The sequence below is a fragment of the Corynebacterium sp. HMSC11D10 genome, from assembly GCF_001806995.1.
Taxonomy (GTDB): domain Bacteria; phylum Actinomycetota; class Actinomycetes; order Mycobacteriales; family Mycobacteriaceae; genus Corynebacterium; species Corynebacterium coyleae.
In genome coordinates, this window is sequence record NZ_KV787033.1 from 1 (window position 1) to 16,230 (window position 16,230).

Here is a 16,230-nt window from a genome sequence, read left to right on the forward strand (position 1 = left end):
CCCAAACCCCCAAACCCCCAACCCCCCAAAAACAAAACCTAGAACACCTCGACGCGTCCGCCGAGGGACTCCACCTGCTCGAGTTGGCGGACCCAGCCCGGTGCGCCAGGGTGGACGCGCATGACGGGGCGGGAAGAAATCTTCACGGGGGAGACGGACTCGCGGCGGGCGCCTTTGCGGGCGGCCATGCGCAGGTAGGCGCGGTTGCCAGATTCGGCTAGCTGCTTCATGGACGCCGGATCGTCCGCAAGGGAAGCGCGTGCGGCTTGGAGGAGTTCGATGAACTCGTCGAGCACAGGCACGAGCGAGTCGGCGTTGGTTTCGCACATGTTGCGCACGAGTTCGGGTTCCGTACTAGCTACCCGGGTCGCGCCTCTAAAGGACCCGGCGGACAGGGACTGCGAGAGCGTTCCGCCCCGGTCGCCGACCAACGACAGGGCTTCAGCGATGACGTGGGGGAGGTGGGAGACGCGGGCGACGGATTCGTCGTGAAGCGATACGCGCACGGGGACCGCCTCCGCACCGACGACGGATGCGAGCCGGCAGACGGTGGTGAATAGGGCGGCCCAGTGGTCGTCGGCAAGGCCTTCGCGCGCGTAGTCGTACGTTACGGCCCACGCGGCGCCCTCGAACAGGCCCTCGTGGGAGGCGCTCCAGCCGGAAAACTCGGTGCCCGCCATGGGGTGGCCGCCGACGTAGCGGCCCTGCATGTCGCGCTCGACGATGAGGTCGTACACGCGCTCTTTGACGGACACCACGTCGGTGATATCGCACGTCGGGGCGAACGAAGCTACCTGGTCCAGTACGGACGCAACTGCCGCCATCGGCACCGCGACCACGATGAGCGCGTTGTCGGCCTCTGCGCGGCGCAGCACTTCTTCCATGTTGTCGGAGACATCGAAGCCGTCCCGTTGTGCTGCGCGTGCCCCGTGCATGGTGTAGCCGAAGACGCGTTCGTTAGAGATGGTCAGGTCGCGCATGAGCGACCCGCCGATCAGGCCGAGGCCGAGAATGCAGATGGGGGGCAGTTGGTAGGTAGTCACCGCGTTAAGTCTAGTGACACTTTGGCCCGCGCGGACTACGCTTTCGTCCCATGAGTCACGACTTCACGGACGGGTTTGCCGTCACCGTCGCTCAGGTTGGGGGTTCGTGGCAGGTGCGCGAGTTCCGCGACGATTTCACGGACCTTTCCACCTCCATTGACGCTGTGCGCGGTTTGCGCAGCGAGGGCGCGGCGTTTGCGCTGCTTAATGTGGAGGACGACTATTTGGTTGTGGTGCGTCCGGGCCCGTCGAAGGTGCGTGTGTTGATTTCGGACGCGACGATGGCGGTGGATGATGATTTCGCGGCTGACATCCTGGATGAGGCCGACGTGGACATCCCCGACATCGACCCGGATGAGCTGGACAACGTCGACGGCTGGGCTGATGGTGATTTTGCCATCCTCGCGGACCTGGGGTTGTCCGAGGAGCAGTTGAGCATTTTGCTTGACGACGACGCCGACCCGGCCGATCTCGCCCACACCATCGCCGACGAGTTGGGTTTTGGCGACGAGCTTGCTGATGCCGTCGATTAGCAAACCTGCCCGCCGGGCTGAAGAACGGATGCGGGAGGCGATCGAGGTTGCCCGCATGACCCCGCCTGGCGATGTACCGGTGGGGGCTGTGGTGTTCTCCCCGGAGGGCGAGGTCCTTGGGGTGGGGGTGAACCGCCGGGAGGCGAACAACGATCCGACCGCGCATGCGGAGGTGGAGGCCATCCGGCAGGCGTGCGAGGCGTTGGGGAGGTGGAGGCTGGATGGGTGTGAGCTCGTTGTCACGCTGGAGCCCTGCACGATGTGTGCGGGGGCGATTCTGGGGGCGAGGGTGTCGTCGTTAATTTTTGGCGCATGGGAGCCGAAGACGGGTGCGGTGGGTTCGGTGCTGGATGCCATCCGAGACCCGCGGCATCTGCATGTCCCTGAGGTGCGCGCCGGCGTGCTGGAGGAAGAAACTGCCAGGTTACTGAGTGATTTCTTTGAAGAGCTGAGGAGTAATTGAATCGTTACCCAAAGTGTTCGGGTTTGTCCCTACACTGGGCGACTGCACCGAATTTCAACGAATAAAGGAGAACATCATGGGTTTGGATGACAAGCTTGATCAGATCAAGGGCCAGGCTAAGGAAGCGGCTGGCGACCTTACCGATAACGAGAAGCTCCAGAACGAGGGCAAGGCCGATCAGCTGATCGGCAGCGCTAAGGAGAAGCTCTCCGAGGCGGGCGACGCTATTAAGGACAAGGCCAACGAGGTCGCAGCCAAGGTTGAGGACAAGGCGGACGAGGTCCGCGACGAAGCTGACCGCTAAATTTGGTTTCTTGGCGGCGCTGCCGTTAATCTAGTCGGCGGTAGCGTGTCCGAGCGGCCGAAGGTACTCGCCTCGAAAGCGAGTGTGGGTAAAACCACCGCGGGTTCAAATCCCGCCGCTACCGCCAAGTGTTAAAGCCCCCGGCAACGGGGGCTTTTTCCGTATCACAGAAGGAACCCTTTGACGTGGCGAAACTGCTGTACAACCTCGGACGTTGGTCCTACCTGCACAAATGGCGGGTGATTGTGGCGTGGCTGCTGCTGTTCGGTGCGACTGCGGGCGGCGCGTTTTCGTTGATGAAGCCGTTTACCTCCGAGTTCGCAATCGAGGGCACACCGGCTATCGACGCGCTGCGCGACATGGAGAAAAACTTCCCCGATGCCGGCAATGTGGCCACAGCCCCTGGCGTGAACTTGGTGTTCGCCGCGCCTGAGGGTCAGCGCCTGGATACGCCCGAGCATATGGCGGCGATGGATGCGACCGTCGGCTATATCCGCGACCACCTCGGGGTGGAGGGGGAGCGCTTCGGCAATCCAGTGACGGTCAACGGCGAGTTGCAGCGCATGATCATTGGCCAGATGACTGAGATGGGCATGCCGCGAGAGCGCGCGGAAGCGGATGCGTATCAGTTGCGCATGCTTAGCGACGACGCCCGCATCGCCTACACCACCTTCGAGTTCGACGCTGAGTCGTCGATGTCCGTTGACCAAGCGGACCGCGACGTGGTGAACGAGGCCATGAAAATCGGTCGGGACGCGGGCCTTCAGGTGGAGGCCGGCGGCGCTGGTTTCGGCGAGCCGATTGCCATTAAGACCACCTCTGAGATGGTCGGCCTGGCCGTGGCGTTTTTGGTGCTCGTGGTCACCTTCGGTTCGCTTGCTGCTTCGGTGATCCCGATCATCTCCGCCGTGGTCGGCGTGGGCATCGGCGCGCTGCTGTTGCTGCTGACCACCCACTGGGTGGAACTCAACGACGTCACTCCGGTCCTTGCCGTCATGATCGGCCTGGCCGTGGGCATCGACTACGCCCTGTTCATCCTGTCGCGCTACCGCCAGGAGGCACGCCACCTCCCGCCGGATGAGGCGGCCGGAATGGCTGTCGGCACCGCGGGTTCCTCGGTGGTGTTCGCCGGTGCCACGGTCTTTACCGCGCTGGTCGCCCTGGCACTGGCGCAGATCGAGTTCCTCACCTGGATGGGCCTTGCCGCCGCCGTCACCGTGTTCATCGCGGTGCTCGTCGCGCTGACGCTTGTACCGGCGTTGCTTGGCGCGTTCGGCTCGAAGACCTTCGCGGGCAAGATTCCCGGTCTGGCCGGTAATCCGGGTCCGGGTAAGCGTCCGGCGAAGGACCTCGATGAGAATTCGATGGGTAGGCGGTGGGTGCGCTTCGTCGAAAAGGTGCCGGGCCTTGTTATGGCAGTGGTCGTGCTGGGGCTCGGTGCGCTGTCCACCCCGGTGCTTGGCTTGGAGATGTCGCTGCCGTCCGACAGCACCTCCAACTACGACACCACCCAACGCAAGTCCGCAGACCTCATGGCGGAAGGCTTCGGCCCCGGCGTGAACGCCCCACTGCTGCTGGTGGTTGATGCACACAGCGTCAACCCCAACTCGGAGATTCTCCAGCCGTACATGTCAGCCATCCCGGATGAGGCAGGCGGCGACGCCCAGAAGGCAGCGCTCGCGTCCTTCATCTACACCATGGGTGAGATCGGCTCCGTCAACGGCATCGAGCACGCGCAGCTCATCGCAGCTAACGACGACCTCACAGCCGCCCAGATCCTCGCCACCCCAACCGGTGGTCCGGAAGAGGAACGCACCTTGCAAATCGCCCACGGAGTGCGCGAGGCCATCAGCCAGGTGGAAGACGCCACGGGTATCGACGTTGGCCTGACCGGCCTGACCGCCGTCCAAATGGACATCACCGAAGAACTCTCAAAGGCCATGCCGCTGTACCTGTCCATCGTGGTGGGGCTGGCGATCGTGCTGCTCGTTATCGTGTTCCGCTCCATCATGGTGCCGCTCGTGGCAGGCCTTGGCTTCCTGCTATCCGTCGGCGCCGCCTTCGGCGTGACCGTGCTGTTCTTCCAAGAAGGCCTCTGGGGTTTGGTGAACACGCCGACCCCGATCCTGTCCTTCCTGCCGATCTTCCTCATCGGCGTCACCTTCGGCCTGGCCATGGACTACCAAGTCTTCCTGGTTACTCGCATGCGCGAGGCCTACTTGCGCAATGGCGACGGCGACCGGCTGCGCGCCGTGCACGAATCCACCGTGCAAGGCTTCAGGCAAGGCGCGCGCGTGGTCACCGCCGCCGCGATCATCATGATCGCCGTCTTCATCGCCTTCTTGGACCAACCGTTGCCGTTCATCCAAATCTTCGGCTTCGCACTCGGCGTCGCAGTACTTTTCGACGCCTTCTTCATCCGCATGGCCCTCGTCCCCGCCACCATGTTCCTCCTCGGCCGCGCCTCGTGGTGGATGCCAAAATGGCTGGACAAACTCCTCCCCGAGGTCGACGTTGAGGGCACCGAACTAGAAAAGGAACACGCATGACGCAGCAGACGGACACCACCTTCGAGGTCGGCACCCAGTTGGAGCCCTCGCCGGGTCGGCACGGGCGCACCGGCGTGATCCACACCCCGCACGGTTCCATTCAGACCCCTGCGTTCATCCCCGTGGCCACCAAGGCGACGGTGAAAACGCTCACGCCCGAGCAGATCCGCTCCACCGGTGCGCAAGCGATCCTCTCCAACGCCTACCACCTCTACCTGCAACCAGGGCCTGACATTGTCGACGAGGCCGGCGGCGTCGCCGCCTTCGAAAACTGGCATGGCCCCACTTACACCGACTCCGGCGGCTTCCAGGTGATGAGCCTCGGCGTCGGCTTTAAAAAGGTCCTCGCCATGGACACCGCGGGCCTGACCGAGGGCGACATCCGTGCGGCGAACAAGGATCGCATGGCGCGTGTCGACGACGACGGCGTCGACTTCAAATCCGTCATCGACGGCTCCTCCCACCGCTTCACCCCTGAAGTGTCGATGCAGATCCAGCACCAGCTGGGCGCCGACATCATGTTTGCCTTCGACGAACTGACCACGCTTGTAGATACCCGCGCCTACCAGGAGCATTCCGTCGAGCGCACCCGTCGTTGGGCGCGGCGTTGCCTCATCGAGCACGACCGGTTGACCAAGGTTCGCGCCGACAAGCCGCTGCAGTCCCTGTGGGGCGTGGTGCAGGGCGCGCAGTACGAGGACCTGCGCCGCCAGGCCGTGCACGGCTTGTTGGATCTTCACCGTGAGGCGCTCGACGAGGGCCGCCGTGGCTTCGGTGGCTTCGGCATCGGTGGCGCCTTGGAGAAGGAAAATCTGGGCACGATCGTCGGCTGGGTCACCGACGAGCTGCCTGTCGACATGCCGCGCCACCTGCTGGGCATTTCGGAGCCGGACGACATCTTCACCGCCGTCGAAGCTGGCGTCGACACCTTCGACTGCGTTGCCCCGACGCGCCTCGGCCGCCGCGGCGGCGTGTACACCCTGGACGGCCGCATGAACCTTGCCGGCGCCCGATTCAAGCGGGACTTCTCCGGGGTGGACGAGGAGTTCGGCGGCTACGTCTCCGAAAACTACTCTCGCGCCTACATCCACCACCTGCTCAAGGCGAAGGAGTTCCTGGCGGGCACGCTGTGCACGATCCACAACCTGGAGTTCATGATCCGCCTCGTGGGCAACATCCGCCTTGCCATCGACGCCGGCGATTACGAGGCCTACCGCGACGAGTTCCTCGGCCGCTACTACGCCGGGAAGTAGGGGACTATGTAGTCGCGCAGCCAGCTTAGGAGCAAACCCGAACTCGACCCGATGTCCTGTTAGACGCCCTCTGGGGCACTCATGTGCTCGATCTAGCAAGCAGGGTGAGTTCGGGTTTGCCCCTAAGCTGTGATTTGCGGGTCTAGGGTTGGAGCGATTTTGGGGAAACTTCGAGCCGCATCCGGCTAAAGTGAATCGCATTGGGGAATGGGGGATAGTTTGGCTGAACCAACTTGGAGTATTGAGGTTTTTGACGGTGGGAATTTTGCTCGTTTCTACAGTCGGTTGGATGAAGCAGAGCGCACTGTCGTAGAGGTGGCGATTGAGCATGTGCTCGCACCGTTGGGCATCGATATCTGTGCCAGCGAGTGGGGAAAGAATTTAGGGCAGGGTCTTTTCGAACTACGAATACGACGTGACATCGAGACGATCTTGCGCGAATTTGGTGCAGCGGAAAGAGTTGGCGAAGTTCCAAAGCGGTGGAGGCGGAAACGGGTGCTAATTCGTGTCTATTGCACTTTCTATGGTCAGCGAATCGTTTTGTTGCTCGGTGGATACAACAAGTTGCGCGATCCAAGTCGAAAGCAGGAGCAGAAGGAAATTCGTGCAGCGCGCTCCGTTTTGTCTGCCTGGAAAAGAGAGTAAATACGCCTTGCTGTTATGGGGTTAAACACATAAACTTGCTGCTGGTTACCTATTAAGCGGAGCGTGGGGGTGAACAAATGGCCACTACAAAGTTTGAAGACTTCATCCAGCCATATCGAGAATCGGAATCGCCAGCAGCCGAGGTAATTCGTGATGCGGCAACGCGAGCGTTTGCTGCGGAACTTGCAGAGCGTAAAGCGGTAGGTGCTGCACTTGCGTCGGCCCGGCATGATCGCGGCGCAACTCAGCAATCTGTTGCTGATGCTGCCGGAATTCAACAGGCTGAACTGAGTCGCATAGAAAATGGAGTTGGGAATCCGACGGTAGAAACGCTGCTTAAGGTTCTAGCTGCGCTGGATTTGCGCTTGGCCTTCACACCGGCTCGTAAGGGACGGAACTGAGAAAAACTTTCGCCGAGCACATCGTGAACTCCCAAGGACAACTCGGCATGTTATTGAGGATCCCATCTTCCTGGACTCCAGGGCGTCCCAACTCGTTCAGATGGCAGATCACGTTGCGTGGAGTGCGAATTCGTCGTTAATGAAAGTGCCCAAACACAAGTTCGCCCACAATTGGTACAGCAAGTACCTCGCTCCACGTGATCCTTCCAGGGGGGCCACGCGAGTTAGATTAGAAACAGCTAGACCCCCTTGGTCCACACGTGTGGAGGGGGTCTGCATCAGCAACAGTACAGGTTTCGGAACACTGCGTGCAAGCGGTTACGCGGTAGACCTGTGGGCTACGCGCTCTCCTCGGCAATGCGATGTTCGGCGCGGCGCACGGCTGCGATCGTCGGATAGGTGATCGGCAGCAGCACGACCTCCATGAGGGTCTTCCACAGGAACCCAACAACGACGTAGTTGATAAACGTGCTCGCGGAATCGACGCCGATCACGCTCGCGGCGATGGTGCAGAACAGCAGCGTGTCCGCGAATTCGCCGACAATGGTGGAGCCGATCAGGCGCGCCCAGAGGCGGTCGGTGCCGAAGCGGTCCTTCATCTTCTGCAGTACCCACGCGTTGAGTAGTTGACCCACTACGTAGCCGGCGAGCGAGGCCGCGACGATGCGCGGCAACAAGCCCAGGACTGCGGCGAAGGTGTCTTGCATGTCGTAGAAGTCCGCCGCGGGCAGCCAGATGGCGATGTAGAACGTCACCACGGCAAGCACCGCGATGAAAAAGCCGGTGAACACGGCGCGGCGTGCGGCTTTGAACCCGTAGACTTCGGCGATGACGTCGCCGATGACATAGGAGATGGGGAAGAGGAAGAAGGCCCCGTCGGTGACCAGCGGCCCGATGACCACGCCTTTTTGTGCCGTGATGTTCGAGATGAGAAACACCGCGCAGAACACGGCGAGCAGGTACGGGTATGGGGAGCGGGATACGCGCGGTGACATGCGCAATATCATTGCACATATGGCTGTTTTCCAAGGTCCTGCTGGTCGCTATGCGCCGAGTCCGAGCGGCGATCTCCACTTTGGCAATTTGCGTACGGCGGTGCTGGCGTGGCTGTTTGCTCGCCAAAGCGGCCGGAAGTTCTTTTTGCGTGTGGAGGATATTGATTCGGAGCGTTCATCCGCGGAGTCGGCGCTGCGCCAGATTGAGGACTTGGAGGCGCTCGGCCTCGACTTCGATCCTCCGGTGCTCTACCAGCACGATCGCGGGGACGCGTATGCAGATGCGCTGGCTCGCCTGGATACGTATGAGTGTTATTGCACGCGCCGGGATATCCGGGAGGCGGCGTCGGCGCCGCATGCGCAGCCGGGGATGTATCCGGGGACGTGTCGTGATCTCACGGAGGAGCAGCGTGCTTTACGACGACGCGACCTCGCCGACGAGGGCCGCCTCCCCGCAATCCGTCTGCGGGCCCACGTGCGTGAGTGGACGGTTGAGGATTTCTACCACGGTGCCTACACGGGGCCGGTTGATGATGTGATTTTGAAGCGCGGCGGGCGTGTGGATCAGGCACAGGCGGGGGATTGGGCGTACAACTTGGCGGTCGTTGTGGACGACGGTTTTCAGGGGGTGGATCAGGTTGTGCGCGGCGAAGATTTGTTGTTTTCTGCCCCGGCACAAGCGTATTTGGCTGATCAACTTTCTCTCGTGACGCCTTTTTATATTCACGTTCCGCTTGTGGTGGGGCCAGGGGGTCGTCGATTAGCAAAGCGCGATGGTGCTGTCACCTTGCGGGAGATGTTGGCCGATAAACGTCAGTCCGACATTGTGCGTGATATTGCCGGGTCGCTCGGATATGGCCAGGTAGATAGCGTGAATGGTTTGTTGGATGTGTTCGAGCCGTCACAACTGTCGCGCGACCCATGGACGTGGGAATCTTTGTAATTGCTGTGTTTTAGTGAAGTATAACCTGTTTTTTATATGTTAAAACTCTTGCGGTCGGTCTGAAGCTCACTCATATTTGGAGGAAGGTCACGTGGCTGCGTTTGGGGACGCACCACTGGGCAACGAACCTCTAAGGAGACTTCATGATTTCGAAGAAGATTGCTGCGAGCACCGTTGCGCTTGCCCTCGGCGCTTCGGCTGTTGTCGCCCCGCAAGCAACCGCGCTGCCAGAAGAATTCACAAGCCCTCCGGGTCGGACCGCGAACCCACAGCAGGGCGCATGTGCTGTTGTGCTGGATCAGAACATCACCACGGTGAACCCTGGCGTGGCGCTGAAGACAACCCAAAACGGGGTCAGCGTGGGTGTTGGCCTCGACGAGGTAGACAACGCTTTCGTGCCGTGGGTGAGCGTAAGCGCTGACAGTGAGCGGGTGTTTCAATCCGGCACGGCGTTCATCGTTGTTGAAAACGTAGGTACGCAGGATGCAACCCACTCCTACAAGCTTGAAGCTCTGAAGAAGGGCTCCGTTGAGATCAAGCGCAAGGGCAATGAGCCCGTTGAGATGCTTGATGTCAACGAGGTTGCGCTGATTGATCAGGAGTCGTTTTCGCTGAAGCGTGATCAGAAGCGCACGGCCGTTGTGAAGCTGGCTGTGGACAGCAATCAGCAGGCGCAGACGTGGGCCTGGAGGGTCAATAATCCGACGATCTTGGCGGCTGAGAAGACCCGCGTCAGCCCAACTGTGCAGATTGAAGTCGCCCCGTGGGTATTTGAGACCGATGACTGCGCGCCAATTGTTGCTTCTGAGCAGCAGTCCCAGGCGATCATCGCGGACGGCAACGAGTACGACACCGGCATCACGGTGGCCAATGCGGAGAACGACTACCAACGTTTGACCGGCAACGTTTCCATCGCTGGCAAGAAGATCGAGGGTGCCAAGGTGCGTGTCGACGACACCGGCAAGGTCTACGTCACCCTCCCCAAGGGCGCGACCGGTTCGGTTGATGACGACAAGGCGGCGAAGGTTGACGTGGAGATCATCGCGAACCCTCGCGAGACCACCAAGGACGAGGATTTCGACGCCTACAAGAACCCACAGGTACTGCGCGTTGCAACCGAGGACGGCGTTGTTGATCAGGACACGCCGAAGTTCACCGGTTCCGTCCCCGTTGCCAAGTTTGCTCCCGCCTACAACACGCCGAACACGGTCAAGCCGGGTGGCTCCGTTGATGTCGCGTTGAAGGCACAGCCTGGCGACGTCCGCGGCACCGCCGTCGACGCCACCTACACCGTCGTCGACGCACCGGAAGGCTGGACCGCTGAACCAGCCAAGGACGGCACGCTGAAGGTCACCGCCCCGAAGGGCGCGAAGCACGGCGATACCGCCACGTTCACCGTGGACGTCACCTACGCCGACGGCTCCAAGGACACCATCGACACGGTGGTGACGGTGCGCGACACCGACGCAAACCTGAACACCCCGGGCTACGGCGAGACCTATGGCAAGGTCGGGGTGGAGGTCAGCCTCGAGCAGAACAACAAGAACCTGCCGGAGGGCTCCACCTTCACCATCACCCCGGGCCAGGACCTGGGTGATTGGGCGCCGAAGGTTGATCCGACAACCGGCACCATCACCGTCACCATTCCGGGCTCCGCAAAGCCTGGCGACGTGAAGACGATCCTGGTCGACGTGACCTACCCGGACGGTTCTGTGGGTAAGAACGTTCCGGCGAAGGTCATCGTCCACGGTGCCCCGGAGTACCCGGAGGTAGAGAAGACCCCGGGCCAGAACGCCACCTTGAAGCCGAAGAAGGACGACGTGCCGGGTGGTTCCACCTACGAGATCACCCCGGGTCAGGATCTTGAGGAGTGGAACCCGCAGATCGACGCCAAGACTGGCGACATCACGGTCACCGTGCCAAAGACCGCGAAGGATGGCGACGAGAAGATCATCAACGTCACCGTCACCTACCCGAGCGGCAAGACCGACGTCGTGCCGGCAAAGGTCACGGTGAAGGTCCCGGAGACCCAGCCGGGCAACGGCACCGACAACACCACCCCAGGCGACAACAACACCACCACCGTGATCGTTGTCTACCCGGGCCAAAAGACGGAGGTTCCGCCGCCGAACGGTTCGGGCGAATGGAAGATCCCGGACAACCCGAAGATCCCGGAGGGTTGGAAGGTCGAGGTCAACCCAAGCACGGGCAACCTGACCATCACCCCGCCAGCCGACGTGAAGCCGGGCACCAACATCACCATCCCGGTGGAAGTGAAGACGCCGGACGGCAAGACCACGATCGTCGAGATCCCGGTCAAGACGGACAACGGTTCCATCCCGAACGACCCGGGCCAGAAGCAGTCGCAGAACCTGGTGTCTGACCAGGGCTCCTCGGAGAACATCAAGAAGTGCTTCGACAGCATGTCGTCCGAGAACAACCCGCTGCTGTGGCTGGTTCCGCTCGGCCTGCTGATCGCCATCGGTGCACCGCTGGCCGGCCCGCTCGGCGCCGAGCTGGGCAAGGCAGCAGCGAACGTGTCGGAGAAAATGAACATCCCGAATCCGCTCGAGCAGTTCGGCCTCGGCGGCGAGACCAACCGTCGCCCGCAGCCGGAGTGGATGCGTCAGATCCAGGTTGAGGCTGGCCGTCTGCAGCAGCAGTTCGGCCCGGAGGTCACCCAGGCAGCAGCCATCGGTTTGTCCCTGGCTGGTCTGGCAGCAGGCATTGGCATCCTCGCCGCCCTGTGCAAGGACGGCGAACTGCCGGAGTGGGCCCAGAGCTCCAAGTCAGACGCGAAGGGTTCCTCCGACAAGGGCGAAGACAAGGGCGAGGACAAGAGCGACGGTAAGGAGACCGAGGAAACCGCCTAACCCTTCTCTTCCGAACACCGTAAAAGGCTGATGCCAGTCCGCACTCGGAACTGGCGTCAGCCTTTTACGCATTTCTGCCCGGCACGCGCAGCGCGGCGGGATTACGATTTACACCATGCTGCGGGAAAACGAAGTCATTATCCGGCAAACCAAAATCTTCGGCCGCAACGAGTTCGCGATCGAAGCCCCCACCGGGCAACCGCTTGGCACGGCACGGCAAACGAAGCTCAACATGAAGGACGTGCTGAGCCGGGCCTCGCGCCAAGTCGACGTGTTCGACGCAGGCGGCACGCACCTTATCAGCATCGAAGACCCGATCGACCTCATCCGCGACAGCTACACCGTGCGTCTAGTCACGCCCGCGATGGAGCTGGCGCGGCTGACATCGCGGTTCAAGCTCATGGGCTCAAAATTCGACCTCGACATCGCAGGGTTTCCCGAGGTGCAAGTCGAAGGCAAGGTGTTCAACCGTAACTACACGCTCACATCGCAGGGCCGCCCGATCGCGCACGTGGTCGCGGAGTACAAAGGCTTCGGGCGCGAACTGACCGGCAAGTCGGACTACCGGGTGCAGTTCGAGCCGGAGCTGAGCGAACGCCAGCACGCTGCGATCCTCGGTGTGGTCATCGCGATCGACATGTGGCGGGTCAAGCGCCGCCAACAATCCAGCTAGACACAAACAGCGCTAGACACAAACAAAGCCCCCGCACGTGACGGGGGCTGAACGCGAAATCCGGGGGTGGGTTACGCGTCGGAGTCGGTGGAGCGGCCGGCCAGGCGGGCGTCGATACGCAACAGGCCCGAGCCGTCCTTGCCAACAAGCTTGAGCTGGTCGACGATCTCGCTCACGGTCGACTCTTCCTCAATCTGCTCCTCCAGGAACCAGTTGAGCAGCGGGCGGGACTCGAGGTCGCCGACCTCATCGGCCAGGCGGGTGATCTGGCGGATCTGCTCCGAAACCTTCTTCTCGTGCGCAAGAGCAGCCTCAAACGCGTCGAGCGGGGTCTTGATCTCAGGCGCGTCGATCTCAATGTTGTGCGGCTTGACATGCTCGCCACGGTCAATGAGGTGCTGGGCGAACTTCTGCGCGTGGTCGCACTCCTCAGATGCCTGCGCGGCGAACCACTCGCTCAGGCCCGGGAAGGACAGGGCGTCCATCTCGTTGGCCAGGTAGCGGTAGATGTAGGCGGCACCGTACTCTTCGGTGACTTGCTGGTTGATTGCTTCGTAAAGCTTTGCGTCGATCATGCACGCGAGTATACAGCAGCCCAGATTGGAGCGGAAGAGTAAAAGAGCTATAAGCTCGGGCACCGTGCCCCAGGGATCGAACTTCTCCGCAAAGCGTGTCACCGCCACGCTGAACCGCCTGCGCGCGCACCCCGAAATCGCAGGCCAACAGGCATGGCTGCGGGGGATCGCGGCGCACTCGAACGCGTTGCGGCCCGACCTTGCGCCGGTGGTGGAATCCTACCTGGGGGTCGAGCCGCTGGCAGAAGATGTGTTCGAAAACATGACCATCGGGGAGATCGCGGTTTGTTACGAGGCGTTCCTGGCGCTCAGCGACAGTAAGGCGCGCAAGGATGCGGGCCAGTACTTCACGCCCGACGACGCCGCCGCGTTCATGGCCCAGCACGTCAACCGTTTCCCGGAGGGCACGTGGGTGGACCCGTGCTGCGGCACTGGGGTGCTCGCGTGGCATCTTGCGCGGAAGGTTGATGGGGATGTGGGGGGCTTCGTCGCAAAGCAGTTGATTCTGGTGGACATCGACCCAGTCGCGCTGCGCACCGCGGTGGTGCTGCTGTCGCACTTCCTCGCGCCGGGCGACACCGCAGGCTTTGAAGCGCTCGCCGCGCGTTGTGTGGTGGCCGATTTTCTTCACGACGACATCCCCGCCCACGACTTCGTCATCATGAACCCGCCGTACGCCTCCACCGCGCGCGACGACACGTTCGCCACCGCCGCCACCCGCGACCTGTTCGCGTATTTCATGGAGCGTGTCGCCACCACCAGCCGCGGCTTCATCGCGGTCACGCCCGCCTCCTACCTGGGCGCACCGAAGTTCGCAGGGCTGCGATTGCTAATCGACGACCACCTCACCGGCGGCGACATCACCGTCTTCGACAACGTCCCCGACACCCTGTTCCGCGGCTACAAGTTCGGCTCGTCGAACACGTCGAAAACCAACTTCGTGCGCGCCGCCGTGACCGTGTGCCCGCCGGACGAGGACTCGTGGCGGATCACGCCGATCTTGCGATGGCGTGCAGCATCGCGGGCAGCCATGCTGGCTAAGGCACCGCACCTGCTCGCGCCGCGGCAGGTCGGTCAGGGAGGGGAGTGGCTGAAGATCCACCCCGACCACCAGGACATCTGGCGGCAGATGCAGGGGTGGGAGCGCACCATCGCCGACCTCGTCGTGCCTGGCCCGACCGAGTTTTCGCTCACCGTAGCCACCACCCCGCGCTACTACATCTCCGCCGCGTTCGGGGAGTTGAGCCGGCGTTCGAAGCAGGTGCTGCACTTCGCCACCGCGCACGACCGGGACCTCGCGGCGATGACGCTGAACTCGTCCGCGCCGTATTTGTGGTGGCGCTGGCACGACGGCGGCGTAAGCCTCACCCGTCGCGTGCTCATGTCCGTGCCGGTGCCCGACATCGAGCCTGTGCTTATTAGCGACATCCGCGCCTCCGAACGCGACAACCTAGTCACCAAACTCAACGCCGGCATTGTCAACGAAAACGTCAAGCACCCCTTTGCCCTTGTGGAGCGGCTCAACCGCGTGGTGTTCGGGCGTGACGTGGACGTGGCGGCGGCGTACGCGCAGGACCTCACGCAAGTGCCGTGAGCAAATAATCCGTGCCGCGCGCGAGCGCCATGTCCATCTCGTACTTCGGCTTGCGCGGCGAGCCGTCCTGTTGGCGGCCCTGGTTGAAGACTTTGATGATGCCGCGGGCGATGGCGTCGCTAATAGATGCAGTATCAGGGAAGTAGTACGCCTCGATGCTGGTCACCGTGTGCGCGACCTTGAGCTTGCGCGAGTTCGGCTTGCGTTCCTTGACCACCTTGCCACGCTTGGCCATGTGCCAGCGGTAAAACGCATCCTCGTCGGTGTAATCCGGCACCGTGTTGACCACGATGAACCCGACCCCGTCCTGTGCTGCGGCAAGATCCACCGAGTACTGGTCGTTCAGCGGCGTGCGGTCCGCTTTGCCGTCGCTGGAATGCACCTTCAAATCCCACGTGCGGGTGCCCTGATAGTCGAACTCCGTGTGGCCGATGGTCGCCGGCCCGCCCTTGAACTTCGCCGCGTAAAACGGCAGGACTTTGAACTCGGTGTACCAGGCGAACCATTCCGTTTGGTTCCGGTTGCGGTACTGCGCCGCGAACATCTCCTCCACACACGTGCGCCCATCGAACGGCAGGCTCGCCCAATCGGTGTCCGCCCGCAGGCCGAGCGCCTCCGCAGCACCAGCGACGAGCGCGTTGGCCTCCAGCAGCGGGGAGGCGAAATCCTCCACGCCCGTAAACCGGCGCGTGGCCAGGTGCAGCAGGTTATTCAGGCCGTTGAGCGTGATCGTGTAGCCCGACGAGTAGTCGCGCGGCCCCCACGTTCCGCCCAACTGCTGTGCCAGCCAACGCCCGAGCTCGATCTTCGTCGCATCCTCTGGAGCGTTGGCGGCATCGATAGCGCGCGCCAGGTTCACCAGCACCGACTTGCGCTCTTTTGAGCCCGGGCCGAGCGTCTCCGGGCCCGAACCCGTCAGCGCGCTAATGCGGTTGACCGCCTCCAGCTTGTTCTTCGCCGGGGTGAAGTCGTCCGACGAGAGCTTGCTAAACGACGACACCCCCGACCCACGGGTGCGAGACGTCTGGGCGGTGAAGTGGTCGTCGACAATTGCGAGCAGCGTCGCCGCCCGACCGTCAACACCGGAACCCAGGATGTACTGGGCGAAGTTGTCGAAGATGCTGTCCGCGATCTCCTCCGCAGTCCACGCGTCCTCGTACGGCACGTCAAGTTCCTCGGCAGCCGCAAGGACGATCGCGCGCGGGATCATGCCCGCATCCGCAACCGTATAACGGCCGATACCCAGCAGGTCAGCGAGTCGATCAAGCGCAGTGTTTGCAGTTGTGGTCACAGCACAAAACGGTAGCAAAAACGCCCCGCGCAGAAACGCGGGGCGTGCATTTTGCGGAGGATGTGGTGTCTGAAGTCACGACATATTTGACAGGG

Annotated in this window: 16 protein-coding genes and 1 tRNA gene; 13 read left to right on the top strand and 4 right to left on the bottom strand. The window is 62.3% G+C overall.

The annotated features are described in order from the left end of the window. Positions 1–38 precede the first annotated feature (38 nt). The gene (locus tag HMPREF3120_RS03175; protein WP_070421604.1) at positions 39–1,043 is read right to left on the bottom strand and encodes a prephenate dehydrogenase; all 1,005 of its coding nucleotides are present in this window, start codon (positions 1,041–1,043) and stop codon (positions 39–41) included. 50 nt (positions 1,044–1,093) lie between these two features. On the opposite strand from HMPREF3120_RS03175, the gene HMPREF3120_RS03180 reads away from it, so the two are divergent. The 9 genes from HMPREF3120_RS03180 (at position 1,094) to HMPREF3120_RS12510 (ending at position 7,594) form a co-directional block, all read left to right on the top strand. Beyond that, positions 1,094–1,576 (top strand): tRNA adenosine deaminase-associated protein, encoded by a 483-nt coding sequence (locus tag HMPREF3120_RS03180; RefSeq protein WP_070450763.1) that lies wholly within the window; start codon positions 1,094–1,096, stop codon positions 1,574–1,576. Continuing rightward, entirely contained in the window at positions 1,563–2,039 is a 477-nt protein-coding gene (locus HMPREF3120_RS03185; RefSeq protein WP_070450765.1) for a nucleoside deaminase, read from the top strand. Before HMPREF3120_RS03180 ends, HMPREF3120_RS03185 begins: the two co-directional genes overlap by 14 nt. A 76-nt stretch (positions 2,040–2,115) precedes the next feature. Next, complete coding sequence (locus HMPREF3120_RS03190; protein WP_070421601.1) at positions 2,116–2,343, top strand: CsbD family protein; 228 nt, start codon at positions 2,116–2,118, stop codon at positions 2,341–2,343. A 39-nt stretch (positions 2,344–2,382) separates the two neighbouring features. Continuing rightward, positions 2,383–2,470 (top strand) — tRNA-Ser (locus tag HMPREF3120_RS03195). Positions 2,471–2,528: 58 nt separating this feature from the next. Further along, entirely contained in the window at positions 2,529–4,892 is a 2,364-nt protein-coding gene (locus HMPREF3120_RS03200; RefSeq protein WP_070450767.1) for an MMPL family transporter, read from the top strand. Then, the gene (gene tgt, locus HMPREF3120_RS03205) at positions 4,889–6,145 is read left to right on the top strand and encodes a tRNA guanosine(34) transglycosylase Tgt (RefSeq protein ID WP_070450769.1); all 1,257 of its coding nucleotides are present in this window, start codon (positions 4,889–4,891) and stop codon (positions 6,143–6,145) included. The genes HMPREF3120_RS03200 and tgt overlap by 4 nt, the downstream gene beginning before the upstream one ends. 219 nt (positions 6,146–6,364) lie before the next feature. Further along, on the top strand, positions 6,365–6,790 hold the full coding sequence (locus HMPREF3120_RS03210) for a hypothetical protein (RefSeq protein WP_141739354.1): 426 nt from the start codon (positions 6,365–6,367) through the stop codon (positions 6,788–6,790). Between the two features lie 77 nt (positions 6,791–6,867). Beyond that, positions 6,868–7,191, top strand: coding sequence for a helix-turn-helix domain-containing protein (locus HMPREF3120_RS11680; RefSeq protein ID WP_083279335.1), 324 nt, complete (start codon positions 6,868–6,870; stop codon positions 7,189–7,191). Next, positions 7,148–7,594 (top strand): DUF3800 domain-containing protein, encoded by a 447-nt coding sequence (locus HMPREF3120_RS12510; RefSeq protein WP_371441186.1) that lies wholly within the window; start codon positions 7,148–7,150, stop codon positions 7,592–7,594. The genes HMPREF3120_RS11680 and HMPREF3120_RS12510 overlap by 44 nt, the downstream gene beginning before the upstream one ends. Here the strand turns inward: HMPREF3120_RS12510 and HMPREF3120_RS03215 are convergent. Beyond that, a complete protein-coding gene (locus tag HMPREF3120_RS03215) occupies positions 7,530–8,186 on the bottom strand; it encodes a queuosine precursor transporter (RefSeq protein WP_070450773.1) in 657 nt (218 codons plus the stop codon). The genes HMPREF3120_RS12510 and HMPREF3120_RS03215 overlap by 65 nt on opposite strands. Before the next feature lie 19 nt (positions 8,187–8,205). On the opposite strand from HMPREF3120_RS03215, the gene gluQRS reads away from it, so the two are divergent. The 3 genes from gluQRS (at position 8,206) to HMPREF3120_RS03230 (ending at position 12,675) form a co-directional block, all read left to right on the top strand. Then, entirely contained in the window at positions 8,206–9,129 is a 924-nt protein-coding gene (gene gluQRS, locus HMPREF3120_RS03220; protein ID WP_070450783.1) for a tRNA glutamyl-Q(34) synthetase GluQRS, read from the top strand. A gap of 143 nt (positions 9,130–9,272) precedes the next feature. Further along, positions 9,273–12,002 carry a YPDG domain-containing protein gene (locus tag HMPREF3120_RS03225; RefSeq protein ID WP_070450775.1) on the top strand — a complete coding sequence of 910 codons (2,730 nt, stop codon included), beginning with the start codon at positions 9,273–9,275 and terminating at the stop codon, positions 12,000–12,002. A 115-nt stretch (positions 12,003–12,117) separates the two neighbouring features. Beyond that, positions 12,118–12,675: an LURP-one-related/scramblase family protein gene (locus HMPREF3120_RS03230; RefSeq protein ID WP_070421596.1), complete on the top strand. Its 558-nt coding sequence runs from the start codon at positions 12,118–12,120 to the stop codon at positions 12,673–12,675. Positions 12,676–12,746: 71 nt separating this feature from the next. Here HMPREF3120_RS03230 and HMPREF3120_RS03235 read toward each other — a convergent pair whose 3' ends face one another. After that, complete coding sequence (locus HMPREF3120_RS03235) at positions 12,747–13,247, bottom strand: ferritin (protein WP_180952355.1); 501 nt, start codon at positions 13,245–13,247, stop codon at positions 12,747–12,749. 67 nt (positions 13,248–13,314) lie between these two features. Here HMPREF3120_RS03235 and HMPREF3120_RS03240 point away from each other — a divergent pair, with 67 nt between their 5' ends. Further along, complete coding sequence (locus HMPREF3120_RS03240) at positions 13,315–14,844, top strand: N-6 DNA methylase (protein ID WP_070450778.1); 1,530 nt, start codon at positions 13,315–13,317, stop codon at positions 14,842–14,844. Here HMPREF3120_RS03240 and HMPREF3120_RS03245 read toward each other — a convergent pair. Beyond that, the gene (locus HMPREF3120_RS03245; protein ID WP_070450780.1) at positions 14,828–16,135 is read right to left on the bottom strand and encodes a hypothetical protein; all 1,308 of its coding nucleotides are present in this window, start codon (positions 16,133–16,135) and stop codon (positions 14,828–14,830) included. The genes HMPREF3120_RS03240 and HMPREF3120_RS03245 overlap by 17 nt on opposite strands. Between the last annotated feature and the right edge of the window lie 95 nt (positions 16,136–16,230).